25 protein-coding genes and 1 tRNA gene are annotated in these 23,252 nt (G+C 45.8%); 14 read left to right on the top strand and 12 right to left on the bottom strand.

All coding sequences use genetic code 11. From position 1 onward, the window contains the following. The first annotated feature begins 53 nt into the window (after positions 1-53). From trpC to Q0389_RS08080, 6 genes are all read left to right on the top strand, one after another. Positions 54-839, top strand: a complete 786-nt coding sequence (gene trpC, locus Q0389_RS08105) for an indole-3-glycerol phosphate synthase TrpC (RefSeq protein WP_298693386.1) — start codon at positions 54-56, stop codon at positions 837-839. Between the two features lie 86 nt (positions 840-925). Then, positions 926-2,290: a circularly permuted type 2 ATP-grasp protein gene (locus tag Q0389_RS08100; protein ID WP_298693384.1), complete on the top strand. Its 1,365-nt coding sequence runs from the start codon at positions 926-928 to the stop codon at positions 2,288-2,290. Next, positions 2,272-2,973, top strand: a complete 702-nt coding sequence (locus Q0389_RS08095) for an alpha-E domain-containing protein (protein WP_298693383.1) — start codon at positions 2,272-2,274, stop codon at positions 2,971-2,973. The genes Q0389_RS08100 and Q0389_RS08095 overlap by 19 nt, the downstream gene beginning before the upstream one ends. Positions 2,974-2,983: 10 nt before the next feature. After that, the gene (locus tag Q0389_RS08090) at positions 2,984-3,922 is read left to right on the top strand and encodes a M14 family metallopeptidase (RefSeq protein ID WP_298693382.1); all 939 of its coding nucleotides are present in this window, start codon (positions 2,984-2,986) and stop codon (positions 3,920-3,922) included. Continuing rightward, positions 3,919-4,848 (top strand): M14 family metallopeptidase, encoded by a 930-nt coding sequence (locus Q0389_RS08085; protein WP_298693381.1) that lies wholly within the window; start codon positions 3,919-3,921, stop codon positions 4,846-4,848. Before Q0389_RS08090 ends, Q0389_RS08085 begins: the two co-directional genes overlap by 4 nt. Positions 4,849-4,907: 59 nt before the next feature. Beyond that, entirely contained in the window at positions 4,908-6,929 is a 2,022-nt protein-coding gene (locus tag Q0389_RS08080; protein WP_298693380.1) for a diguanylate cyclase, read from the top strand. Between the two features lies 1 nt (position 6,930). On the opposite strand, the gene Q0389_RS08075 is transcribed toward Q0389_RS08080, so the two are convergent. Then, on the bottom strand, positions 6,931-7,374 hold the full coding sequence (locus tag Q0389_RS08075; RefSeq protein WP_298693379.1) for a GatB/YqeY domain-containing protein: 444 nt from the start codon (positions 7,372-7,374) through the stop codon (positions 6,931-6,933). Positions 7,375-7,438: 64 nt separating this feature from the next. On the opposite strand from Q0389_RS08075, the gene flgH reads away from it, so the two are divergent. Then, positions 7,439-8,155: a flagellar basal body L-ring protein FlgH gene (flgH, locus tag Q0389_RS08070; protein WP_298693378.1), complete on the top strand. Its 717-nt coding sequence runs from the start codon at positions 7,439-7,441 to the stop codon at positions 8,153-8,155. Positions 8,156-8,201: 46 nt separating this feature from the next. On the opposite strand, the gene Q0389_RS08065 is transcribed toward flgH, so the two are convergent. Genes Q0389_RS08065 through Q0389_RS08040 form a run of 6 tightly spaced genes read right to left on the bottom strand, consistent with a single transcriptional unit; the run spans position 8,202 to position 14,231 of the window. Further along, positions 8,202-9,413 carry a M23 family metallopeptidase gene (locus Q0389_RS08065; protein WP_298693377.1) on the bottom strand — a complete coding sequence of 404 codons (1,212 nt, stop codon included), beginning with the start codon at positions 9,411-9,413 and terminating at the stop codon, positions 8,202-8,204. Further along, the gene (locus Q0389_RS08060; RefSeq protein WP_298693376.1) at positions 9,414-10,226 is read right to left on the bottom strand and encodes a cell division protein FtsX; all 813 of its coding nucleotides are present in this window, start codon (positions 10,224-10,226) and stop codon (positions 9,414-9,416) included. Next, positions 10,213-10,884 carry an ABC transporter ATP-binding protein gene (locus Q0389_RS08055; RefSeq protein ID WP_298693375.1) on the bottom strand — a complete coding sequence of 224 codons (672 nt, stop codon included), beginning with the start codon at positions 10,882-10,884 and terminating at the stop codon, positions 10,213-10,215. Before Q0389_RS08055 ends, Q0389_RS08060 begins: the two co-directional genes overlap by 14 nt. After that, positions 10,877-12,052: a tRNA (guanosine(46)-N7)-methyltransferase TrmB gene (trmB, locus tag Q0389_RS08050; protein ID WP_298693374.1), complete on the bottom strand. Its 1,176-nt coding sequence runs from the start codon at positions 12,050-12,052 to the stop codon at positions 10,877-10,879. Before trmB ends, Q0389_RS08055 begins: the two co-directional genes overlap by 8 nt. A gap of 3 nt (positions 12,053-12,055) precedes the next feature. Beyond that, positions 12,056-13,309 carry a hypothetical protein gene (locus Q0389_RS08045; protein ID WP_298693373.1) on the bottom strand — a complete coding sequence of 418 codons (1,254 nt, stop codon included), beginning with the start codon at positions 13,307-13,309 and terminating at the stop codon, positions 12,056-12,058. Beyond that, a complete protein-coding gene (locus Q0389_RS08040; RefSeq protein ID WP_298693372.1) occupies positions 13,254-14,231 on the bottom strand; it encodes an RluA family pseudouridine synthase in 978 nt (325 codons plus the stop codon). The genes Q0389_RS08045 and Q0389_RS08040 overlap by 56 nt, the downstream gene beginning before the upstream one ends. A gap of 163 nt (positions 14,232-14,394) precedes the next feature. Between Q0389_RS08040 and Q0389_RS08035 the strand changes: the two genes are divergently transcribed. Both Q0389_RS08035 and Q0389_RS08030 read left to right on the top strand, forming a co-directional pair. After that, complete coding sequence (locus Q0389_RS08035) at positions 14,395-15,504, top strand: FtsW/RodA/SpoVE family cell cycle protein (protein ID WP_298693388.1); 1,110 nt, start codon at positions 14,395-14,397, stop codon at positions 15,502-15,504. A gap of 32 nt (positions 15,505-15,536) precedes the next feature. Then, a tRNA-Ile gene (locus tag Q0389_RS08030) sits at positions 15,537-15,612 on the top strand. Positions 15,613-15,717: 105 nt separating this feature from the next. Here Q0389_RS08030 and Q0389_RS08025 read toward each other — a convergent pair. The 4 genes from Q0389_RS08025 to Q0389_RS08010 all read right to left on the bottom strand — a co-directional run bounded on the left by Q0389_RS08025 (position 15,718) and on the right by Q0389_RS08010 (position 18,101). Beyond that, positions 15,718-16,791 (bottom strand): hypothetical protein, encoded by a 1,074-nt coding sequence (locus Q0389_RS08025; protein WP_298693371.1) that lies wholly within the window; start codon positions 16,789-16,791, stop codon positions 15,718-15,720. Positions 16,792-16,911: 120 nt separating this feature from the next. Continuing rightward, positions 16,912-17,193: a type II toxin-antitoxin system RelE/ParE family toxin gene (locus Q0389_RS08020; RefSeq protein ID WP_298693370.1), complete on the bottom strand. Its 282-nt coding sequence runs from the start codon at positions 17,191-17,193 to the stop codon at positions 16,912-16,914. After that, positions 17,177-17,536, bottom strand: a complete 360-nt coding sequence (locus tag Q0389_RS08015) for a hypothetical protein (RefSeq protein ID WP_298693368.1) — start codon at positions 17,534-17,536, stop codon at positions 17,177-17,179. The genes Q0389_RS08020 and Q0389_RS08015 overlap by 17 nt, the downstream gene beginning before the upstream one ends. A 70-nt stretch (positions 17,537-17,606) precedes the next feature. Next, a complete protein-coding gene (locus Q0389_RS08010; RefSeq protein WP_298693367.1) occupies positions 17,607-18,101 on the bottom strand; it encodes a histidine phosphatase family protein in 495 nt (164 codons plus the stop codon). A 165-nt stretch (positions 18,102-18,266) separates the two neighbouring features. Between Q0389_RS08010 and cysD the strand changes: the two genes are divergently transcribed. Genes cysD through cysQ form a run of 5 tightly spaced genes read left to right on the top strand, consistent with a single transcriptional unit; the run spans position 18,267 to position 22,718 of the window. Next, the gene (cysD, locus tag Q0389_RS08005) at positions 18,267-19,178 is read left to right on the top strand and encodes a sulfate adenylyltransferase subunit CysD (RefSeq protein WP_298693366.1); all 912 of its coding nucleotides are present in this window, start codon (positions 18,267-18,269) and stop codon (positions 19,176-19,178) included. Next, a complete protein-coding gene (gene cysN / locus Q0389_RS08000; protein ID WP_298693364.1) occupies positions 19,178-20,632 on the top strand; it encodes a sulfate adenylyltransferase subunit CysN in 1,455 nt (484 codons plus the stop codon). The genes cysD and cysN overlap by 1 nt, the downstream gene beginning before the upstream one ends. After that, the gene (gene cysC / locus Q0389_RS07995; protein ID WP_298693362.1) at positions 20,632-21,360 is read left to right on the top strand and encodes an adenylyl-sulfate kinase; all 729 of its coding nucleotides are present in this window, start codon (positions 20,632-20,634) and stop codon (positions 21,358-21,360) included. The genes cysN and cysC (Q0389_RS07995) overlap by 1 nt, the downstream gene beginning before the upstream one ends. 1 nt (position 21,361) lies before the next feature. Beyond that, a complete protein-coding gene (gene cysC / locus Q0389_RS07990; protein ID WP_298693361.1) occupies positions 21,362-21,964 on the top strand; it encodes an adenylyl-sulfate kinase in 603 nt (200 codons plus the stop codon). After that, positions 21,957-22,718, top strand: a complete 762-nt coding sequence (cysQ, locus tag Q0389_RS07985; protein ID WP_298693360.1) for a 3'(2'),5'-bisphosphate nucleotidase CysQ — start codon at positions 21,957-21,959, stop codon at positions 22,716-22,718. The genes cysC (Q0389_RS07990) and cysQ overlap by 8 nt, the downstream gene beginning before the upstream one ends. Positions 22,719-22,740: 22 nt before the next feature. Here cysQ and Q0389_RS07980 read toward each other — a convergent pair whose 3' ends face one another. Beyond that, positions 22,741-23,106 carry a hypothetical protein gene (locus Q0389_RS07980; RefSeq protein WP_298693358.1) on the bottom strand — a complete coding sequence of 122 codons (366 nt, stop codon included), beginning with the start codon at positions 23,104-23,106 and terminating at the stop codon, positions 22,741-22,743. Positions 23,107-23,252 lie beyond the last annotated feature (146 nt).

Genomic DNA, 23,252 nt, shown 5'->3' with positions numbered 1-23,252 from the left:
GAGGTAAAAGACCATCTCAAAGCGATTCAAGCATGTCAAGTTAAGGAGTAAGAATGATATTAGACGAGATCATCAAAAAAACGAAAGAGGATTTAAAAGAGCGCGAAGCCAAGTTTAGTATGGAGTGGCTGGGGCGCTCTTTAGCATTCAACGCGCGCGCACCGCGTGATGTCAGACCGTATTTGACCTCGACGCCACAAGAACCGTACCGTATTATCTCCGAAGTGAAAAAAGCCTCTCCGTCCAAGGGAGTGATCCGCGAAGATTTCGATCCCGTAGCGATAGCGCAGGCGTATGAGCGCGGAGGCGCGAATGCCGTCTCTATTTTGACCGAACCCCATTTTTTCCAGGGGAATCTCGACTATTTGGCAGAGATTCGCCGATATGTCGGTATTCCGCTCTTGCGTAAAGATTTTATCGTCTCTAAATATCAGCTTCTCGAAGCGTTGGTCTACGGAGCCGATTTCGTTCTTCTGATCGCTGCGGCGCTTTCGACGAGCGAACTCAAAGAACTTTTGAACTATACCCGCCATCTGGGGATGGAAGCGTTGGTCGAGATTCACGATAAATCGGAATTGACCAAAGCGATCACCGCAGGAGCGGACATCATCGGGATCAACCATCGCAACCTTCAAACGTTCGATATGAATATGAATCTCAGCTACGATCTCATTCCTCTGATTCCGAACGGAAAAATCATCGTCGCCGAAAGCGGAATTTACGAACACGGGCAGCTTGAAGATTTAAATAAAGCGGGGGTCGACGCTTTTCTCGTCGGAGAGTCGCTGATGCGTCAGGATGATGTCGAAACGGCACTGCGTACACTGAAAAACGGTTAAAAATACTATTTGATTGTTTTTTAAGCAACCCTTGATACGAGTTTAGGATATGATTGAGTTAGTCCTATATTTCTCAAGGGGTGTTCATGATCGAACCGACAAGTCCGGAATTACAAAAGTTTTACGATATATTCGACAGCGTTGATCAGACAAAAGTTTCAGAGTTTAAAGAGTTTTTAGAGACCAATGCGGTTAACTTTAACCTTTTTAAAGACGGTAATTTTATCGAGCGCTCTTTTCCGTTCGATATGATTCCCCGGATCATTCCGAAAGCGGAGTTTGATACCCTCGAAGCCGGTATCGTTCAGCGTGTAAAAGCCCTCAACGCCTTTCTCAACGATATTTATACCGATCAAAAAATTTTAGCCGACGGAATCGTTCCGCGCGAATATGTCGATTCGGCAAAAGGGTTTCTCCCGTCATTCATGGGTGTCGTCCCTCCCAAAGCGGTTCGAACCCACATCAGCGGGATCGATCTGGTCAAAGATGCGGTAAGCGGTAAATGGGTGATCCTCGAAGACAACCTGCGCGTTCCCAGCGGGGTCAGCTATCCGTTGACGATACGGCGTGCGTTTCGTCATACTTACCCTGAGTTTTTCGAGCTGATGAAGATTTCCAAAATAAAACAGTACGGCGACGAACTCAAAGCGGCAATGGATTATGTCAATACCGGAGGGATCAATGTCGTGTTGACTCCGGGACGGTATAACTCGGCGTATTACGAACACAGCTATTTGGCAAAAATCACCGGCGCGACTTTGGCTCAGGGGGATGATTTGCTGGTAGAAAACAATGAAGTCTTCTTGCGTGCTTACAACGGCGAAAATCTACGCGTCGGTGCGATTTACCGGCGGTTGGATGACGATTTCCTCGATCCCGAAGAGTTCGAGCCCGACAGTTTGATCGGAGTGCCTCATCTGGCGAGTGCTTATAGAGCCGGAAACGTTGCGATAATGAACGGAATCGGAAACGGTGTCGCGGACGATAAAGGGATCTATTATTTTGTCCCTCAGATGGTGAAGTACTATCTGGGAGAAGAGCCGATTCTCTCGAATGCGCCGACCTATCTGCCGTATTATGAAAAAGATCGAAAATACGTCCTGGAGAACATCGATAAACTGGTGATTAAAGATGTCGCCGAAGCAGGGGGATACGGTGTCTTGTTCGGAAACCGTCTGAGTCCTGAACAGCGCGCCGAGATCATTAAAATGATCGAAGACGATCCGCGCCGTTTTATCGCGCAGGAGGTAATCGAGTTTTACGATCTTCCGTGTATGATGGAGGGGGGTATCGTTCCACGTAAAGCCGATTTGCGTGCATACGTCATTTACGGGGAAGAGGTGAGCGTCAGCATGGGAGGACTCACCCGATATGCGATGGAAGAGGGGAATTATTTGGTCAACTCGTCCCAAGGGGGCGGATTTAAAGATACATGGGTGGTGGAATTATGATGGACGGTGCACCGATTTCGGTTAATACGGCGCAGAATCTTTATTGGTTCGGACGCTATGTGCAGCGGGCACAGACCCTTTTGGTCGGGATATTGGAGAGTTACGATTATGTCATCGACCGTGATTTCGACGAGGGAAAAAACTTTTTTGCCAAAATGGGGATCGATATCGAGTATAAAAATGCTATGGATTTTCTTAAAGCAGGTGTATACGGTTCCCATGTCGGGAGCATCGAATCGATTATAAAAATGGCTCGGGAAAATGCGATAGCGACGCGTCACCTGCTTGACGAACGCGGATTTGCGACTCTCAATAAGATTTACAACCATCTGATGATCGGACACAATCGTGCGGTCAGTCCTACGTATCTTCAAGAGACGATCGATAACTTCAGTCTGATTTTGGGAATATTCTCTTCCGAGCTTGACCGAACGCGTGCGTATCAGCTCATCCGTTTCGGTCAGCAGGTCGAACGGCTCGATTTGATTTTACGTCTGTACGGAGAATTGGATATGGCGGCTGCGGACATCGAGACGATCAATGCTACCGCACGGCAGCTGAACCGCCACTACCGGCCGTTTAATATCACGACGTCTGATATTCCGAAATTTCTTGCTTTTTTAAATAACGTTGTCGACCGAGTGATCCAAAACGATACTGTGATGTCGCAATCGCAACACTAAAGGAGTCGGTGTGGGGATCATAGAAGAGGTGTTTTCGATCGATTTGCCGGTCGGTGAACAGTTTCGAATACAACGGTGCCGTTATATCCCTTCCCGAGGTGAAACGCTCAAACGTATCTCCATCGTCAGCGGGATACACGGAGATGAATTGGAAGGGCAATATGTCTGTTTTTTGCTGGGAGAGTGGCTGCGGGCCAATCCCGATAAAATAAAGGCGACAATCGACATCTATCCGGCGATCAACTCTTTGGGACTGGACAGTATCACCCGTTCCGTCCCGTTTTACAGTGTCGATTTGAACCGCGTTTTTCCGGGGAGCAAAAACGATTTTCTCCCCGCCCAGATCGCCGACAGTGTCGTCAACGCGATCAAAGGGAGCGAGATCGCCATCGATATCCATTCCAGTAACGTATTTTTACGTGAGATTCCTCAGGTACGAATCGCCAAATCGCAGGAGAAGACGCTGGTACCGCTTGCGAATAAGCTTAATATTGATTTCGTCTGGGTACACGACGCCGTGACGGTTTTGGAATCGACATTTGCCCATGCGATGAATACGTTGGGTACCAAAACCCTCGTCGTCGAGATGGGGGTGGGGATGAGACTGGGTAAAGCCTATGGGCATCAACTTCTGGACGGGATTTTAAATCTGATGGCTCACGAAGGCTTTTTGGATATCGAACCGTTGGATGTCCGTTTCCCGATTCAGTCGCATGTGGGTGAGGTCGCGTATCTAAACGCTTCCTGCCCGGGGCTTTTCGTCCCTTCCATCGAACACTGCCAGATGATAGAGAAGGGTTCCCTCGTCGGGCATATCGTCGATCCGCTCAGCGGCAAGACGCTGGATGAAGTGGTCGCTCCGATAGGAGGGATACTCTTTACTCTAAGAGCCTATCCGATCGTCTATGAAGGCTCGTTGGTCGGGCGTATTTTTGGAGAAAACGGATGAAGCGTATCGAGATCATAAATATAAAATCCCCGAACCGCGCTCCGCTGATCGTCGAAGGGTTTGTATTCGGAGAAGAGACAAAAGGCCCTTCGTTGGCTGTCGTCGGAGCGATGAGCGGAGATCACATCAATCAACTTTACGTCGCTTCGCGTCTGGTGGAATATCTGCGCCAAAAAGAGGAAGAGGGGAAAATCATCGGAAAAATACTGGTGATTCCTGCCGTCAATACGTATGCACTGAATATGGGAGAGACGTTTTGGCCGCTGGATAAAACCGATATCAATATGATGTTTCCGGGATATGCCGAGGGGGAGACGACACAGCGGATTGCCGCAAAATTGTTTGAAGCCCTTAAAGGGTTCGATTACGGGATCATTCTGGAAGGGCGCCGCGATCAGGGGGTATGCCTGCCGTATGTGAAAATCATTCAAAGCGGTTATGAGGATATCGAATCGGCCAAAGATATGGGCATCCGTTTTATCCATTACCGTCCTTACAGTCCGATCGAAACGGTCATGCTGCAATATAACTGGCAGCTATGGGAGACCAAAGCCCTCTCGATTGTTTTCGGCAAAAACGGGATGATCGATCATTTTTCGACCGGCGAAGTCAAAGGGGCATTAATCCGCTTTATGGCCAAACGGGGAATGTTAAACTCCCCGACCTTTGAAGGATTCCAAAGCAATATCATCGAACCTGAGGATATTACGATTATCAAAGCGTCGTTTGCCGGTATTTTCGATTCTTCCGTCACGTGCGGTACTTTCGTGCAAAAAGGGGATTTATTGGGACGTATAACCGATGCCCTTAGCGGCGCTAAGCTCGAAAAAGTGATTTCTCCGTGCGAAGGGGTAGTGACGTGTCAATATTCACATCCTCTTATATTTCAAAATTCCATTGCTTTCAGGATTGCCTCGGTAAAATAGCTAGATTTTTTTTAAAAGCATTGTGTTATAATCCAAAAATAACTGAAAAGCGGTGAAATATGAAGACATATACAACCTATAAGCGTCTGATTGCGAAGACCGTCATTCTCTCTTTATTGACGAGTTTAGCCGTCGCTCTCTTGTACGGTATGTATATCAAAAAACGGGCCATTGACGATTTGGCGCGTGTCGATGCCCGTAAAACCAGCAGAATGGCATTTGAAGCTCTTTATTCGGCCATGGAAAAAGGGTGGAGCAAAGAGGAACTCGACTCGATCATCATCCGCTTGAACAAAGTTGAGCCGAATATGCGGATCAATGCCTATCGCAGTCCGATCGTTGCCGAACTTTTCGGCGAGCGGTTACAGGACAAGCAGATTCGCGAACACGACCCGATGGTTGCCGATGCAATGCGGGGAAAAGACATCTTGACGGGTGACGAAGAGATCCGCTATCTCTATCCGATTGTTGTAAAACAAGAGTGTCTTGCATGTCACACCAATGCCAAAGTAGGCGATATCAACGGTGTTATCGATGTCCGTTTTCCGGTAGGAAATCTCAAGATTTCGCTTACGACGATGATCAACTCTTTCATCATCTTTTTTGTCGTTTTTACCGTCGTGATTTTCAGTATTCTCTATTTTCGTCTCAACTCCTTGCTTGTTCAGCCGCTAAAGCAGTTTATTACCCTGATCCAGGAGATCATCAGTAAAAACGATATGGCCAAGCGGGTTAGCCTGAAAACGAAGATTCTGGAAGTTAAAAATATCGAAAGCTATTTTAACCGTATGCTGGATTCGATTCAGGACTATTACGAAAAACTTCAGGAACTTTCCGACCGCGATTATTTGACCGGGCTCTATAATCGGCGCAAATTTGAGGAGTTTTTGAGTTACGAGATCAAGCGTTCCGTTCGTCACGGTCATAAATTTACCATTTTGATGATCGATCTGGACAACTTCAAATACATCAATGATACTTACGGACATGCATCGGGGGATTTGGTTCTCAAAGAGGTTACGGAGATTTTCGGTTCTAACCTCCGCAATGCCGATATTCTGGCTCGGATCGGCGGAGACGAGTTCGCTGTGATTCTCCCTGAAACTCCGTACGAAAACGGGTATGCGGTTGTCGAGAAACTTCGTTCGCGTTTGGAAACGACGGCCATATCACTGATGTTCGATCAAATCACGATTACAGCCAGTTTCGGTATCGCCGAATACCCTGAACAAGGAGAGACGATCGAGTCGTTGCAGACCGGATCGGATTTGGCGATGTATAAGGCCAAACGTGCCGGGAAAAATACGATTGCGCGTGCCGATCAAAGCGATCAGGAGATGGCTGCCGAGATACAGAAAAAAGGGGAGTTTCTTCGAACGGCAATGGAAGAAGACCGTTTCGAGCCGTTTGTTCAATCGATTTATAACGTTCAAACCGGTGAACTTTACGGTTATGAAGTGTTGGCGCGTATCCGTGACGGCAAACGGTTTATGGCGGCAGGGCAGTTCATCGAAGTGGCGGAGAGCCTTGGACTGGCGGCAAAAATCGATCAGATCATTTTGACCAAAGGGTTGAAACTGCGTGAAGAAAAAGGGATGTGGGATAAGCGGTTCTTTTTTAACCTATCGACAAATTCTCTGTTCGGCGGGGAGTATATACCGCTGATTCAATCACATTATGAGCGTAATCCCGACCTTTCCGAAAGAACGGGGGTAACGATTGAGATTTTGGAACGCGAGGCAATCCATAACGTCAACGGCTTGATGGATATTATCGAAGCGATGAAAAAAATCGGGATTTCATTTGCTTTGGATGATTTCGGTTCGGGATTCTCATCGTTTGTCTATCTCAAATATTTCGATACCGATTATGTCAAAATCGACGGTGAGTTCGTCAAAAATATTACGGTAAATGAAAAAGACCGTATTTTTGTCAAGCATATTCATCAAATCGCGCAGGAATTCGGGAAAAAGACGATTGCAGAGTATGTGGAAGATGCCGATACTCTTCAAATCTTAAAAGAGATCGGCGTCGATTACGCTCAGGGGTACCATTACGGTCGCCCTGAGCCGTTACAGTAGGTTATCCTAAAATCTTTTTGGCACACTCGTTAATACGTTTTCCGTCGGCTTGTGCTCCGAGGGCTTTGGATGCTGCTCCCATGACGCGTCCGATATCTTTCATCGATTCGGCACCGACTTCGGCTATGATCGTGCGCAGGGCATTTTCGAGCTCTGCATCCGTGAGCTGTTTAGGAAGGTATTCTTCGAAAATTGCCGCTTCGGAAGCCTCTTTCTCATAAAGATCTTCCCGTCCGGCATCTCGGTATTGTGCCATTGCGTCGTTGCGTTGTTTAACCTGTTTTTGGATGATTTTGATCACGTCTTCATCGGTGAGTTCTTTGCGCTCGTCGACTTCGATCTGTTTCATCGCACTGCTTAGAAGGCGGAGTGCGTCACGTTTGGCGATCTCTTTTTCTTTCATCGCCGTTTTGATGTCATTGTTGATCTGTTCTCGTAAACTCATCGGAATATCCCTTGGAACTATTTTTGCTTTATTATAGCTAAATAATCCGATAGGACCATGCAGTATGCGTATCATTATCCCCCTTTCTCTTCTCTCTTTTTCCTTAATGATCGGAGGATGTACGGCGAATTTTGTAGATCCCGAGATTTCGTTCACGCCTCCGAAATACGTCGAAGAGATGCCGTCCAGGGAAGAAGAAAATGTTTTTGTTGCGCGCGGAAGCTTATTCGGACAAGGAGACAGCCCTCTCTTTTCGGATCATAAAGCGATGCACGTCAATGACATCGTCACGGTAGTGATTTCGGAAACGGCTACCAGCTCGAACGTCGGGAGTAAAGCGCTTTCCGAGTCGGATACGTTGGGTCTCAGCGGTGGAATCTTCGGTTCGGGAGGCGGTAACGGCGCGGTAAGCTCTGCTGCGAACAAACTTAACGGTTTGGCCAACATCAGCCTGAGCGGCGGATCGACGTCGGCGTACAGCGGATCGGGAAGCGCCACGAAAAATGCATCGTTTTCGACAACCGTATCGGCTCGTATCGTCAAGGTGATGTCTAACGGCAATTATTTCATTACGGGGCGTCGGGAGATTATGGTCGATCAGCAAAAACAGATCATGCAGCTTAGCGGTGTGATCCGTCCGTATGATATCGATCAAAACAACCAGATCAGTTCCGCAAAAGTTTCTGATGCCAAAATTATGTATGCGAACGAAGGGGATATCGACCGTTCGAATAATCAAGGATGGGGAAGCAAAATCGCGAATGCGGTTTGGCCGTTTTAGTTAGAAACGGTAGATCGTTTTCCCTGAATTCTCAGAGAGAATAATGTTATCGGATCATTTCCAACGGATCGATATGGGCGTTGCGCTGAGTGACCTGGAACATCAGCTCTTTTCCGACACGACCGATGATGGAACCTTGTTTAATCCGTTTTCCTACTTCGACGGTCGGAGCGATTTTATCCAGATGCGCATAGATGGTATGTAATCCGTTGTCATGTTCGATAATGATGACGTTGTCCAGCATCGCGGTCGGTTTCGCCAAAATGACTTTGCCGTTTAGGACGGTTTTGACTTTGGCATCGGCTTCATTCGGACGCAAAGAGACCGAATCGTTAAAAATCTTGATTCCGTAAATAGGATCCGTGTAAGGACCGAAACGTTTGGTAACCGTGTATCCGTCCAACGGTGCAATGGTACGTTCACCCGAATAGCGGGCGACATTCGATGGGCTGTATTCGGCAACGGCTTGTTTGACATCTTCGGGAATCGGTTTGGAACCGGGTTTTGTCGGCTGCGGTGCAACCAGCTTTTTTGGTTTGAGCGATTCGCGTTTGATGATGTTGAGGTTGGCTAGGGTGTTTTGAAGCGAGCGCTGTTGATTGAGGATTTTGTTCAACGATTTTTTATAGTCGTTTTTCTCTTTTTCAAGCTGTGCTATCGCTTTTTCATTCTCTTTTTTCGTCTCTAATACTTTGTTTTTTTGTTTGTCGATGACGGCGATCGATTGTTTTAAAACCGTCGTTTGCGAAGAGAGTCCCGCAATTTTTTCGTTATTTTCGACAAACAGGGCATTGAGCTCTTTGATCTCGGCATTGATCTGTTTGAGATGGAGTTTCAGGGCCTCTTCGGTGATAATCGCGTCGGCCTCTTTGGCACGGTCGTCGTTGATGAGCAGTGAAATCGAGGTATTGCGCGCGATGGCGAATACGAGCCGTTGTTCGATATCGTTTTGGGTTTTGACCAGCATATTCTGCTGGGTTTCCAACATTTTAAGCGTTTGTTTATTGCTTTGATAGACGTTCTCTTTGGATTTGAGCTCGTCTACGAGAGAATTAAGATGTTCCTGCTGGGCACCAACCAGTTGTTTTTGCTGGATGATTTTAGAGGCGGTCTCTTCCAGTTTGGCATTGAGGGTAGTATAGGTTTGTTTGGTTTCTGTCAGCTGCTTCGCGGTTGTTTTGATTTTTTCATCGATTTTTGCCGCATGCAGCGAGAGGCACAGAAACGGAGCCAGTATCAGGGAGACGGAGGTTCTCATTTATTCCTCTTCTTCATGCCCGATAACAATCGTCAGTGTCAGTACGATCGAAACACCCAGTGCAATCAGAAGCGATCGGAATGCATCGTCTACGAAATCAAAAAGCTGGATACTGATTCCCACCGTCCGAAGCAGCAAATCCATCCATCCGTATTCTTCGATGATGAAAAATGCCAGACACAAAACGACGGTCGCGATGATCGCATCGACGATTGCCAATCGGAATAAGACGGCGGAACGAAGCCATACCGGAGCACCGAAGAGGGCCATGATACTCATCCGATCGGCATGCTGAAACTGCCATAGACGCATCTCTTTGAGGATGAGCAGGGAGGTGACCGCTGCAATCGCGATGGAGAAGATTTGCACGACGTCTTTAAACAGCAGCATGAGTTTATAGACGGTGTCATGGGTTTGCGCATACCCTTCGACCCGTTCGATAGCCGGATTTTTCTGGAGGTGTTTTTGCAGTTTTTCGATCTCATACGGCGTCGGAAAACGGTTCAGATAGAGACGATAGAATTTCGGCAACGTCAGTTTGAGCAGATCGAGATTTTTTTTGCTCATCTCCCCTTTGAGGCGTTCGAGCACCTGATCTGTTGCGATTGCTTCGCTCCGCTCAATCAGGTTGTCCATCGCTTTAAACTCCGTCGGTGTCAGAGTTTTATTGGAGACAACGATGATCGAATAGTCGTTTTTGAGGCGTGTTTCGTATGCGGCGATGGTACGGTCGACCGCAACATAGATCTGAACCGAGAATAAAACGGTAAACAGGGCGATGATGAGTGAGATATGATTTTTAAGAGATTTCATGAATATTCCCCATCTCGATATGATAATGTTTATACGGTACGTTGATAGAAGAAGGGATATGGTGGGTCACGACGACGACAGTCGTTTTAAGCTGCGTATTCGCCCCCTCTAGCAGGTTCCAAATCACCTCCGATGAATATTCATCCAGATTTCCGGTCGGCTCATCCGCCAAAATCAAAATCGGATTATGCGCAAGCGCACGAGCCATCGCGACACGCTGCTGCTCACCGCCGCTCAGTTCCGGCGGATATTTGCCCGATTGATGGATCAGTTTGACGTGCCCGAGGAGTTTTTGAACCTGCGCTCCGCTCACGTCTTTGGTGTACCCCGAGATGATCAACGGAAGCATGACGTTTTTTTCGATCGTCCACTCCTTGATCAGTTTATAATCTTGGAAAACGATCCCTACGTGTCTGCGGAGAAAATTGAGCTTTCCGGTACTGATGCGGTTCATTTTGACACCGCCTACCATCAGCGACCCCGCACGCGGTTCAATGGCTCCGTAAAACGATTTTAGAAGAGTAGATTTACCGCTTCCGCTGGCACCGGTAATGAAGACGAAACTGCCGGCATCGATAGAGAAGTTGGCTTTGGAGATGATGGTCTCGAATTCTTTATATGAGAGAGAAAGATTTTCGGCGATGATAACTTTATCCATGGATCAACTCGTCTAATAAGATATGGGCTTTGAGATTGGCATTGGAGCGAACCGGCAATGCAGGGTAATAGCGGGCACTTCCGTTTTCGATAACCACGTAGGTGCTCTCGGGCCGATCGAAACTTCCCATCGCCAGACGGATCATCCGTCCCTCTTCACCGATGCTAAAGAGCCGTTCCACATGCAAAAAGCCCCAGTCGCGCTTATGGGTATCTTTGGAGAGGCGATCGATAACAGCGGTATCGATTTTTGCGGATGAAAATGTAAAACTGCCGCCGATATCGGGATCGGGACTCTCGGCTTCACAAGTAAAGGTGACGTCGTAGATGTTTTTTTCGAGGCGTTTCCAGCGATCTTCGTATTTGCTGCTGATAGCGATGTCCTGATTTTTTCGGACGTCAAAACGGCTTTTAGCCGGAGTACTGAACGTCTCCAGCGCAAATCGGTAGTAGTTTTCGCTGTCGGTCCGCAGCTCCAACGTTCCCCCGACTTTCAGTGCTCGCTCGGATTCTTTTAAAAATGCTTCGGAGATAACGCGTCGGTGCGGTTTTTTATCCCACGGAACCGGAAAATGGACATAAATTTTCCCGACGATATTGGAAGGGACGAATTCCAAAAACAGCCGTGCATCGTAATCGAGGATCATCACGTTTTCCAGATTTTGGATGACGATCTGTTTGAGTGCCTGTTCGATGGAGGGTTTATGAATCTCCAACCCGATGAAAAGGATATCGGGATTGGCCGCGGCCTGATGGAGCAGATGGCGGGCCGATCCGAATCCGATTTCGATCCGGACTTCACGCTCGCGAGGGAAATTCTCGGCGAAAAAAGAGATCGATTTGAGTGCCTCATGACTTTTAAGGTGGGTATTTTCAGGGGCGTTATCGACATTCGAATCAAGAATCGGAGAACCGGAACACTCCGCGTAAGCCAAAAGGGCGTGTTTGATCAGAAAATTGGGGGATGGACGGGTGATTTTGTCACTTTTGAGGAGCATTTTATGTCCGGTGTTTTTATAGACCAGAAAAAATTCTCTCCCTTTGTAACGGGTTGCGATCAATGAGCCTTCTTTTGGGTTTTGATAATCGGCTTGGAATAAAAACTCCACATCGCCGCATTGCATCGGCAAAGAGAGCGGTTTAAACGATTCGAGATTTAAATGAGGCATCGGTTATTTGGCCTCATAACTAAGTTCGATCGCCGTCGTAGGAAGAGAACGGATACCGTTTTTATCGACGCTCATGATCTCATAGAGATAGCCTGTATCGGGTTTGATGTCCGCGTCGCGGAAGCTTGTATCGGTGATGTTGTTGATGTCGATGCTCTCACGGCTTACCCAGCTTGTTTTTGTCGTTTTGACGACGGTATAGCTGACGGTACGGGGATCGGAGTTCTTCCAGTGCAGTTCAGCGGCTGCATTGACAATTTTCCCTTCATACGCGATAGGGGTTTGCGGTTTGGAGAGGGTTGAACCTTGTACGGCTACAGAGGGCATTTGGCTCTCTAACCCGTCTTTGTCGACGGCGGTAATTTTATAAAAATAAAATTTTCCGTCTTCGGTGATATTATCGGTAAACGAAGTCGATTCGAGTTTGACGTGGTATTCGAACGAACCGTTCGGCGTAGACGAGCGGTAGATATTGTAGTGGCTCAAATCGCTGATCGGACTCGGTGCCCATCCCAGCGTAATCGCATGAGGCAGGTCATTTGTCGATGTGATATTGTTGATCTGCGGCGGAAGCGGTTTGGTGACGACTTTGGTCGTTTCGCTCGGTTCGGTTGCGAGTTTGTCAAACGTCGTCGCTTTGATGCGGTAGAAATAGACTTGGCCGTCTTGGAGATCACGATCGATATACTCGGCATTTAAACGTCCGGTGATAGTAGCGATAACCGACCATTTTTGCTCTGTCGCGTTTTGACGTTCGATGATGTAGCCGTTGATTTTTCCGTTCGGATGCGGACGCCAGAGAAGTTTCGCACTGCGCGGCATATTTCCGACCGATTGGAAAAAGCTGACCGGTGCGATCATCGGCTGGGTGGCGACCATGAGGGTTTCGCTTCCGACCGATTCACTTCCCTCTTTGGTATAGGTTGCAAAACGGTACTGGTATTCGGTGCTCGATTTGAGATCGTTATCGACAAAATGGGTCGCAAAACGGCTGTCAATGGTTGCGATACGGTGAAGCTTCATATCTTCCCCGCCCGGAGTGGTACGATAGACGTAGTATCCGCTTACACGGGGATCTTCAACCGGTTTCCATTCAAACGCCGCAGAGGTGATGTCTGCGATGTATCCGTTCATGGACGGGACGGGAAGGGTCGAATCGATAGTAACGGTTTTTTGCGGTGCGGGTTGCGGTGCGCAGCCGCTAAAGAGACTCAGAGCTAAAGAGGCGCTCAATGCATAACGGATCGATGAGTGCATGGGTTTCCTTCGGGTCAAAATGTTTATTCAAATAATCTTCCATCACCGGGTCCAAAGAAGCGGTGAAAACAACACGTTCTTTAGTCGTCGGATGGGTGAAATAAAGGTTGTAAGCATGAAGCAAGATACGTTCCATCTTATCACTTTTTGTGTGGCTTCCGTAGAGATGATCTCCCACGATATGGCGGCTTATCGACTCTAGATGAACCCGTATCTGATGGGTCCGTCCGGTGTAGAGTTTGCAGACGATCAGCTCTTCGGTTTCATCGTGTGACATGAGGAGTTTGCGAAATTCGGTTTTGGCATTTTTTCCGTTTTCGTTGATCGCCATTTTCAGCCGATTATGACTGCTCCGTCCGATAGGGCGGTCGATGATGGTGATCGTCTCCTTCATCTGAGGATTGACCACCGCGAGATAAAAACGCCCCATCGTTTTGTCCTGAAGCTGCAGCGAGAGGGCTTCGTGGGCTTCGTTGTTTTTGGCGATCACCATCGCACCGCTGGTGCCGCGATCCAGCCGATGGACGATGCCGTGGCGTTCTTCTCCGCTCAGTGTCGAGAGGGCGATCCCCTTGTGTTTGAGCCAGTCGACGAGGGTAGGCTCTTTCACGCTGGGGGCGGGATGGACGGTCAGGGAACTGGGTTTGTTAATGACGAGAATGTCGTCGTCTTCGTATAAAATCTCCACATCAAAATCGATCTCTTGGGGCGGTGTCGATTTTTGTTCGGGAAAACGGATGCGGACGGTTTGTGCCGCTTTGAGTTTCAAACCCGCTTTTGCGGTCGCTTTTCCGTCGACCTCGACACACTCCTGTTCGATTAGCTGGATGATCTGGTTGCGTGTCTGTCCCAGCTGCTGCGATAAAAAAACATCCAGACGGATCGCTTCATCGGTCGTAAAATAGGATTCTTCCTGTCTCAAAAAAGTGGCCTTTATCTGTATGGGTTGGTTGAAAACGCACTGCTTTGCAGGAGTTTCGGTGCCTTATAGCGCTCACATAGTCCGTCGGAACATCGTTCCCTCCGAACTGCAATAAAGATATAAGCCCGCTATGCTACAATTAGCAAAAAAAGAAGGACGGGTAGTGCTTAATATTGATCGGCGAATTTTAGCACACTTTGATTTCATAACGGTTATTTTACTCATACCGCTGGTTTTTATGTCGGGTTGGCTCATTTACGAGATCCATCCGACTCTGGGACAAAAGCACTTGGTTTATGTTTCCGTCGGTATCGGGGTTTTTATCACCCTTTTTCTCCTTCCTATTCGCCGCATGGTGTGGATGATTCCGATCTTTTATTGGGTGAGTGTCTTACTGCTTATCGCGGTCGAGTTTGTCGGGCATGTGCGTCTGGGGGCGAAACGGTGGATCGAAATCCCCTTTATCCATTTTACTCTCCAGCCCTCCGAGCTGATCAAACCGGCATTCGTACTCATGTTGGCCTATCTCATCAGCCGAAATCCTCCGCCACGCGAGGGGTACTGGATCAAAGATTTCGCCCGTCTTTCGTTTTTCATCGTCTTGCCGTTTATTCTCATCGCCAAAGAGCCCGATTTGGGAACGGCGACGGTTTTGCTTTTGCTCGGATTCGGGATTTTGTTCATCGTCGGGGTTCACTGGAAAATCTGGATCGGTTTGGGGGCTATTTTTATCGTCTCGATGCCGCTGATCTACTCTCAATTGCACGATTATCAAAAGCAGCGTTTGACCGATTTCGTAGGCGAAAAACCGAGCTATCACGTCGAACAATCGATCATCGCAATCGGATCGGGAGGCTTTTTCGGCAAGGAAAAAGAGGATGCCACCCAAACGCAGATGAAATTTCTCCCTATCGCTTCCAGCGACTTTATTTTCGCGTATGTGGTGGAGCGTTTCGGATTTGCGGGAGCCTTTTTACTGATCTCGTTGTATGCCGCGTTGATCGTCCATCTGCTGATCATCTCGTTTTGGGCGCAGGATTATTATATCAAGGTTGTTGCAGGGGGGATATCTCTGCTCTTTTTCATCTATATGAGCGTCAATATCGCGATGACCATCGGATTTGCCCCTGTCGTCGGGGTGCCTCTGCCGATGTTCAGCTACGGCGGGAGCAGTTTTGTGAATTTTATGGTTTTGCTCGCGATTATGGAAAATCTCGTCGCGTATCGTTTCCGCTATCTGTACGGCGATACGGGCAAAAAAAGCTTCGTCTAATCTAAGAGCGATTATAATGTCGCTCCTCAAACGGGTCAATAGTTCAGTGGTTAGAGCCCCCCGCTCATAACGGGGTTGTCGCAGGTTCAAATCCTGCTTGACCCACCACCTTCAAATTTCCATAATATCTACATTGAATATACTTTAAAATCAAAATGATTCTTTTACTACTAAAAAAAATAGCCTATTCCTTTTTTTATACTTTATTAAATTTCAATGAACTTCTTCTATATATTTATCAAGTATTTTCTTTAATACATAGCAATGATTAATTAAATCTACTGTTTCAGCATTGTTAAGATCAGATTCCTTAAAACCTGCATGCATTATTTTATTTCTGAATGTAACTGCAACACTTACTTTATCAATAGTGTCATGAAACATACTGGGAAAAATAATTTTCAAAAACACTTTAAGACGAATCGATAAATCGGAATATTTATTTAAGTCATATACGGAATTTTGATTAATGGTTTTTTGTTTTAAAAATAATTCTATTACTTCTGGAATGACAATTTCCAAAGACATAATTGCGTGTAAAATAGCTAAGCTATAACTTTTTTGTTCAACATATACACGTGCTCTAGCCATAAGCATATCAGATATATTGTACTGATTTCCATGGTTAAAATATAAAGTCGCTTTTTCTTTGGCATCAGCAGTTTTTTTCGGAGTCCAAAGATCTAATAAAGGTCTTATTTTTGTAAAAACTTCACCTTTTTCATCAATGCAATAGCTAAAAATTCCATCTGTTTTTCTAAAATGTATGTCAGACAAATAAACATAAGGTGCTTCTGTAAGAATATGATAGTCTTGAAACTCTTTGATAACACGCAAAAAAATATCAAGTGCTTTCTTCACACCATTTTCATCTCTTTTTTTCTTTAAATAATCAAACGGATCACCTGAAAAATTATGTTGTATCTTTATAATTAGACACTGATAGTGATGCTTTGTCAGATGAGTGATCTTTTTGCGCATTAATTCATCTGTAGAAAAAGATTTAAGTTTTTTTTGATAATAATCATAATTTAGTATTGTAAGATGATCATTCGGAATTGAATTTTCTAAAAAATCATGTTGAGATTGAATATAATTCAAGAATGGGAGTAATTCCGTAAAAAGTTGAAAAGATTGATTGTTTAATATAGCGATTTCATGGCTATCAAGAGAATACACTTTAGTGTTTATATGAACATTATACGTTCCACAAAGAAATGAAGCTTCAAAAGGTTCAAAAATTCCATAAATGTATTCATATAAGTTAGACAATGGATGATTCTTCATGATAATAAATCTTTCAAATGAACTTAAAAAAGGATATAGCTTCTTATAATATTCTAGCTAATTTGTAGTAGATTCGATAATATGCAAACTATTGCTCAAAAAATGGGACAGGCTATTTTTTTAACAATCCCTCGTCAAGCGATCATAGATGTCATGATCGATAATACGCTGAAAGTAGAGGATGTCATCGCGTATCGTATAAATAATTCGGTATCCGCTGCCGCCTACACGCACTGAGTGTTTGAATTTGTCTTTTGAACAGATGATAGGTTTGTTGTGGAGTGAGGGGTGCGAGGGATCGGACTCGAAAAGTTTTTCCGTTTTTTCAATGATGGCTTCACCGATGGATTTGATGGCTCTTTGACGATCTTTTAAATACTGCTTTTCAAGCTCGATTGGCATGCTTATAATCAACCAATTTATCGCTAATCTCCATTTGGAGTTTTATCATTTGCGTCATCAACTGATCGACGATCGTTTTGAGTTCAGGATCACGGACGGTCGCGTATTCGGTTTTAACGACTTCGTAATTATCATCGAGATCAAATAGAAGCTTTTCAAATATATCATAATCAAATGTTAAATCGTCGAGAATATCGCGTATCCCCTGCGTAAAAACAAGAGCGGTTCGTGCATGGCTTTTGATAATATTACTCTCGGCAGGTTCTAAATCTGCCTCGATGTTTAAAAGAGGCATCATAAGCTGATGATAGAGTTCAAACTGCTGAACCGGCAATCGTGACATAGACCCTCCTTTTTAATGATTAAAATTGTAGCACATCTTTATGAAATCAACTCTTGCTATAAAATGTGTTTCACCGATACTTCTTCGGAAAATCAAAGCTTCTTAGTTCTGCCGAATTTTTCCCGATACTCTCCCAACTATCATTTTTCAACCGCATCTCCACAACTCCGCAGGTGGGGATATTGTCGATATTTCCACCCGTGATAAGGTTCGCACCCTCGGTAAACTCGGGGTTATGCCCGAAGACGAAGAGAGTGTCGATATCCGCAGAGACACCGCGGATGAGTGAGAGGATGGTTTCGACATCACACGCATAGAGTTCATGTTCAAAGCGGATCGACTCAGGCGGATAGGAGAGGGCTTTGGCGAACGCTTCTGCGGTGGTTTTGGCGCGTAACGCTGGGCTGGAGAGGATGAGATCGGGACGGACACCCTTGTCCGAAAGCTTCGATCCCATCAGAGGGGCATCTTTCGTCCCCCGTTTGTTCAGGGGACGGTCAAAATCGCTTAAACTTTCATCGCTCCAGTCCGATTTAGCATGACGGATGAGGTAGAGGGTTTTCATCGGGACCTCATTTAAAACAAATTGACAGTTATTATAACGTTTATTTTAGTGGATATACGCAGCAGACATTCATCGGAATATTTCTTGATACTATCGGAATAAGATTTAGGAGTATGTCAGAGCGGTTTAGCTAAAGTTTAGTTCAACTTTAAGAAAAGGGATTGAATGATTGATGAGAAGAGATTAACCCATCTCCAACAACTCGAAGCTGAGTCTATTCACATCATGCGCGAGGTGATCGCCGAATTTGACAATCCCGCGATGTTATACAGCATCGGCAAAGATTCATCCGTAATGCTTCATTTGGCACAAAAAGCGTTTTCTCCGGCACCTCCTCCGTTTCCGCTGGTACATGTCGATACGATGTGGAAATTTAAAGAGATGATCGAGTTCCGTGACCGCAGGGCCAAAGAAGTAGGAATGGACTTGATCGTTCATATCAATCCGAAAGGCGCTGAGATGAATATCAATCCGTTCGAACACGGCTCGGCGCTGCATACCGATATCATGAAGACCGAAGGGCTCAAACAGATGCTTGATATCTATAAGTTCGATGCGGTTTTCGGTGGTGCGCGCCGTGATGAAGAAAAAAGCCGTGCCAAGGAGCGTATTTATTCGTTTCGCGACAAATTCCACCGATGGGACCCGAAAAATCAGCGTCCCGAACTCTGGAATCTTTACAATGGACGGCATCACAAAGATGAGAGCATCAGAGTATTTCCCCTCTCAAACTGGACGGAACTTGATATCTGGCAGTACATCTATCTCGAACATATCCCGATCCCTTCCCTCTATTTTGCCGCGGAGCGCGAAGTGGTCGAAATGGGGGGGACGAAGATCATGGTCGATGATGAACGTATGCCCGAAGAGTTGCGACGAACTGCTAAAAAAGAGATGGTCCGTTTCCGTACGCTCGGATGCTATCCTCTCACCGGAGCGGTAGCATCGACGGCGACGACGTTACCGGAGATTATTCAGGAAATGCTTCTGACCAAAACATCCGAACGGCAAGGACGTCTGATCGACAGCGATTCGGCCGGATCGATGGAGAAGAAGAAAATCGAGGGGTATTTTTAATGGCGCATCAAAGTGATCTTATTGCGGAAAATATTGAACAGTATCTCAAAGAACACGAAAACAAAGAGCTGATGCGGTTTATTACCTGCGGAAGTGTAGACGATGGAAAGAGCACCCTTATCGGTCGTCTACTGCACGATGCCAAAATGATTTTCGAAGATCAGCTGGCCGCAATCGAGAAAGATAGTAAAAAATCGGGAACGCAAGGAGATGCGATCGATTTGGCGCTTCTCGTAGACGGGTTGCAAAGTGAGCGTGAACAGGGGATTACGATCGACGTCGCATACCGCTACTTTTCGACCGACAAACGCAAATTCATCATTGCCGATACTCCGGGACACGAACAATACACCCGAAACATGGCGACCGGAGCATCGACGGCGGATTTGGCGATTATTCTTATAGACGCGCGATACGGAGTGCAAACCCAGACACGGAGACACTCGTATATCGCCTCTTTACTCGGGATCAAAAATATGGTAATTGCCATTAACAAGATGGATTTGGTCAATTTTTCCCAAGAGAAATTTGAAGCGATCAAAAGAGATTACGAGTTTTTGATACCGAATCTTCCCCATTACACAGATATCCGTTTTGAGTATATCCCTATCTCTGCGCTCAAAGGGGATAATGTAGTCAACGCAAGCGAGATGATGCCGTGGTATGCGGGTAAAGCTCTGATGCAGATACTCGATTCGGTGCAACTTTCCGATATATTTGCGTCTGCATCGGGCAATTTTCGTTTTCCGATCCAATACGTCAACCGTCCGAATCTCGACTTTCGCGGATTTTGCGGTACAATCGCTTCAGGAAGCGTCAAAGTGGGGGATGAGATTACGGTACTTCCTTCCGGTAAAACAACTCGGATAAAATCGATTCTTCTCCCCTCGTTACCGGGTAGTGCTACTCGAATGTCAATGATAGACAAAGCATTTGCTCCGATGGCAATTACATTGACAACCGAAGAAGAGATCGATATCAGCCGTGGAGATATGATTGTCCATGCGAATCATTTACCGCGCGTCTCCAACAGCTTAAAAGTGATGATGGTATGGATGGGTGAAGAGCCTATGAAGTGTGCCAAAAATTATTATATCAAAGCGGCTACGACGATAGTGAGCGGAAGTTTCGAACATATCAACTACAAGGTTGATGTCAACAGTTACGAACGGGTACAAGTGGATCATCTCGGGCTTAATGACATCGCATCGTGTAAATTGGTACTAAGCCGTCCCATTGCTGCCGATCCGTATAATCTTAACCGATATACGGGAAGTTTTATCGTCATTGACCGCCTCAACAACAATACTGTCGGAGCGGGAATGATCGTCGATGTCAGTCGGCGCGATCAAGATAAGATTACCTATAAGCACCGAGACTATTCACAGGCGGAAATCGAGCTTAACGCTTATATCCGCAAAAATTTCCCCGAATGGGAGTGCAAAGCGATCTAATGTATAAAGAAACCAATACTCGAACACTGGCAAAAGGGTTTAGCTGGCGTTTTTTTGCAACAGCGACGACCATTGTCATCGTATTTATCTTTTTCAGACGGCTTGATTTGGCCATTGCGGCAGGTCTTTTGGAAACTGTTTCAAAAGTACTTCTTTATTATGTCCACGAAAAGTTGTGGCAGCGTATCCGATGGGGTAAAAAAAAGATAGAACCCTTCAATCTTTGGTTTACGGGATTGCCGCTTTCGGGAAAAAGTACTATTGCGGATCTCGTTTTTGAAAAACTTCAAAAATATCAGATTCCTCTTGAGCGGATTGATTCAAAAGATATTCGTGATCTCATCCCCGATATCGGCTATACCCGAGAAGATCGAAATCACCATATGCATCGTATCGGGCATTTGATCAAAACGCTCCAAAAAAATTCGATTTCAACGGTCGCTTCGTTTGTTTCTCCATATAAAGAGTCCCGCAGGGCGATACGGGAGATGGTTAAAAACAATGTGGTCGTTTATATCAAAACCGATATCGAAACTTGTCAAAAACGGGACTATAAAGGAGTTTATGCAAAAGCAATAAGTGGTGAGTTGAAAAATTTTTCGGGAATTAACGATGTATACGAAGAACCGTCACATGCTGAAATCGTTATCGACACCGATATCCTCAGTGCGGAAGAAGCGGCTGATATTATTATCCGTTATCTCAAAAAACATTACTTAAAGCAGTGATATGAAGAGTATAAATATCGTTTGGCATCACCATAATGTAACGAAATTCGATCACAGCAGCCAAAAATACCAAAAACCATGCATCATTTGGTTCACGGGGTTAAGCGGATCGGGCAAGTCAACAATCGCCAATGCACTAGAATCGAAACTTTTTAGGATGGGTAAACATACCTATCTGCTCGATGGCGACAATGTCCGCCACGGTATCAACAAAGACCTAGGATTTAGCGATGAGGATCGCATCGAAAATATCCGTCGGATAGGGGAATTGAGCAAATTGTTCATCGATGCGGGAATCATCGTCCTCTCCGCGTTTATTTCGCCGTTTCATTCCGACCGTCTAGCAGCTCGGCAACTGGTCGAACCCGATGAATTCATAGAAGTGTTTGTCGATACCCGTCTGGATATTTGCGAACAGAGGGATCCCAAAGGTCTGTATCAAAAAGCACGCGAAGGAAAGATCGCCGAATTTACCGGAATAAGTTCCCCCTATGAAGCTCCGACGAAGCCGGAAATTCATCTAGACACTTCCAAATACGATGTCGAACAATCTGTGCAAAAAATCATCAATTATTTGGAACAAAAAGGGTACTTGAATGCTTGAACGGATCAATATAGACGATATTATTGATATTGCGAAACGTGCCGGTGGTGTGATCATGGAAATCTATACCAAGGATTTTTTGATCGAGTATAAGGAAGATGAAAGTCCTCTGACCGAGGCGGATCGAAAAGCAAACGATGTCATTGTCGACGGGCTCGAAAACCTCTCCGTCCGATTACCTATTTTGTCGGAAGAGGGAAAAACGATTCCGTACGAAGAACGGAGGGGATGGGAGTATTTCTGGATGGTCGATCCGCTGGACGGAACCAAAGAATTTATCAAAAAAAACGATGAGTTTACCGTCAATATCGCATTGATTCATAAAAATTCTCCGGTGCTGGGCGTAGTATACGCTCCGGCATTGGGAGAGATGTACTGGGCAAAACAGGGAAAAGGGGCTTATAAAGACGCTCAGCGACTCCCTCTTTACTGTAATGAACATCCTGAACAATCGCTTCGGATCGTTGCCAGTAAATCGCACTTGAGTCCGGAGACGCAAGAATACATCGATGCACTGGCACAAAAAACGGAAAGTATCGAGTGTGTATCCAGAGGGAGTTCTTTGAAGTTGTGTATGGTGGCAGAAGGGAGTGCTGATATCTATCCCAGACTCGCTCCGACGATGGAATGGGATACGGCCGCGGCGGATGCCATCGTGCGAGAAAGCGGTAAAACAAGCTGTGACTACAGCTGCGCACAGATGCTTGTATATAATAAAGAAAATCTGTTGAACCCATGGTTCATCGTTTCATGAGTTAAAGATAAACAACAGGGTATCAGAACACGATATTTAATTTTTTCAACAACATAGCTTTCTCTTTTTCCGGATTGGCAAAAAGGCGGTTATTCAGATCATCATCCAACACTGCAAGATCGTCAAACAACTCTTCATCGTCTTTTTCAGGAAAATATTTACTCACTTCACGGGCGAGTGCTTCGAGAAATTCGTCGGTATTGTTTTCGTTGAAGAGTCCGACGCGGTTACCGTGCTCGATCGTTGCGATAGTACGAAGGAGATAGAGCTCATCGAGTTTATCGTCGTTTGCAGGGGAGTTGATGAGCTCGTTGATCCGGTTGACCTCGCTGCGGTAGATTTCGCTCGATGCTTTGATCGTTTGTAGTTGTTCGGGTGAAAAGGTCATAAGAGATTCCTCTGGATTGATAATACGTGATTGTACCTTTTTTATCCTATCGTTAATGCAATGCGATCCAATAACGCCTCGACTATTTCCGAGAGGGGTTCTTTCCATTCTCCCGGGATTGTTTGACGGAAAAGGCGTACTATTCC

The organism is uncultured Sulfuricurvum sp., from assembly GCF_937936435.1.
In the GTDB taxonomy this organism is placed as follows: Bacteria; Campylobacterota; Campylobacteria; order Campylobacterales; family Sulfurimonadaceae; genus Sulfuricurvum.
This window is presented reverse-complemented; position numbering and strand designations above follow the sequence as displayed.

Excerpts from the sequence above, each read along its gene's own strand:
- Q0389_RS08075 (WP_298693379.1), bottom strand. The coding sequence starts at position 7,374 with ATGAGTTTACGAGAACAGATCAACAATGACATCAAAACGGCGATGAAA.
- Q0389_RS08085 (WP_298693381.1), top strand. The coding sequence starts at position 3,919 with ATGAAGCGTATCGAGATCATAAATATAAAATCCCCGAACCGCGCTCCG.
- Q0389_RS08025 (WP_298693371.1), bottom strand. The coding sequence starts at position 16,791 with ATGAAGAATCATCCATTGTCTAACTTATATGAATACATTTATGGAATT.
- trmB (WP_298693374.1), bottom strand. The coding sequence starts at position 12,052 with ATGCCTCATTTAAATCTCGAATCGTTTAAACCGCTCTCTTTGCCGATG.
- Q0389_RS08020 (WP_298693370.1), bottom strand. The coding sequence starts at position 17,193 with ATGCCAATCGAGCTTGAAAAGCAGTATTTAAAAGATCGTCAAAGAGCC.
- Q0389_RS08080 (WP_298693380.1), top strand. The coding sequence starts at position 4,908 with ATGAAGACATATACAACCTATAAGCGTCTGATTGCGAAGACCGTCATT.
- Q0389_RS08060 (WP_298693376.1), bottom strand. The coding sequence starts at position 10,226 with ATGAAATCTCTTAAAAATCATATCTCACTCATCATCGCCCTGTTTACC.
- Q0389_RS08015 (WP_298693368.1), bottom strand. The coding sequence starts at position 17,536 with ATGTCACGATTGCCGGTTCAGCAGTTTGAACTCTATCATCAGCTTATG.
- Q0389_RS08100 (WP_298693384.1), top strand. The coding sequence starts at position 926 with ATGATCGAACCGACAAGTCCGGAATTACAAAAGTTTTACGATATATTC.
- Q0389_RS08065 (WP_298693377.1), bottom strand. The coding sequence starts at position 9,413 with ATGAGAACCTCCGTCTCCCTGATACTGGCTCCGTTTCTGTGCCTCTCG.
- cysN (WP_298693364.1), top strand. The coding sequence starts at position 19,178 with ATGGCGCATCAAAGTGATCTTATTGCGGAAAATATTGAACAGTATCTC.
- Q0389_RS08055 (WP_298693375.1), bottom strand. The coding sequence starts at position 10,884 with ATGGATAAAGTTATCATCGCCGAAAATCTTTCTCTCTCATATAAAGAA.
- trpC (WP_298693386.1), top strand. The coding sequence starts at position 54 with ATGATATTAGACGAGATCATCAAAAAAACGAAAGAGGATTTAAAAGAG.
- Q0389_RS08045 (WP_298693373.1), bottom strand. The coding sequence starts at position 13,309 with ATGCACTCATCGATCCGTTATGCATTGAGCGCCTCTTTAGCTCTGAGT.
- Q0389_RS08095 (WP_298693383.1), top strand. The coding sequence starts at position 2,272 with ATGGGTGGTGGAATTATGATGGACGGTGCACCGATTTCGGTTAATACG.
- cysC (WP_298693362.1), top strand. The coding sequence starts at position 20,632 with ATGTATAAAGAAACCAATACTCGAACACTGGCAAAAGGGTTTAGCTGG.
- cysC (WP_298693361.1), top strand. The coding sequence starts at position 21,362 with ATGAAGAGTATAAATATCGTTTGGCATCACCATAATGTAACGAAATTC.
- Q0389_RS07980 (WP_298693358.1), bottom strand. The coding sequence starts at position 23,106 with ATGACCTTTTCACCCGAACAACTACAAACGATCAAAGCATCGAGCGAA.
- cysQ (WP_298693360.1), top strand. The coding sequence starts at position 21,957 with ATGCTTGAACGGATCAATATAGACGATATTATTGATATTGCGAAACGT.
- cysD (WP_298693366.1), top strand. The coding sequence starts at position 18,267 with ATGATTGATGAGAAGAGATTAACCCATCTCCAACAACTCGAAGCTGAG.
- Q0389_RS08010 (WP_298693367.1), bottom strand. The coding sequence starts at position 18,101 with ATGAAAACCCTCTACCTCATCCGTCATGCTAAATCGGACTGGAGCGAT.
- flgH (WP_298693378.1), top strand. The coding sequence starts at position 7,439 with ATGCGTATCATTATCCCCCTTTCTCTTCTCTCTTTTTCCTTAATGATC.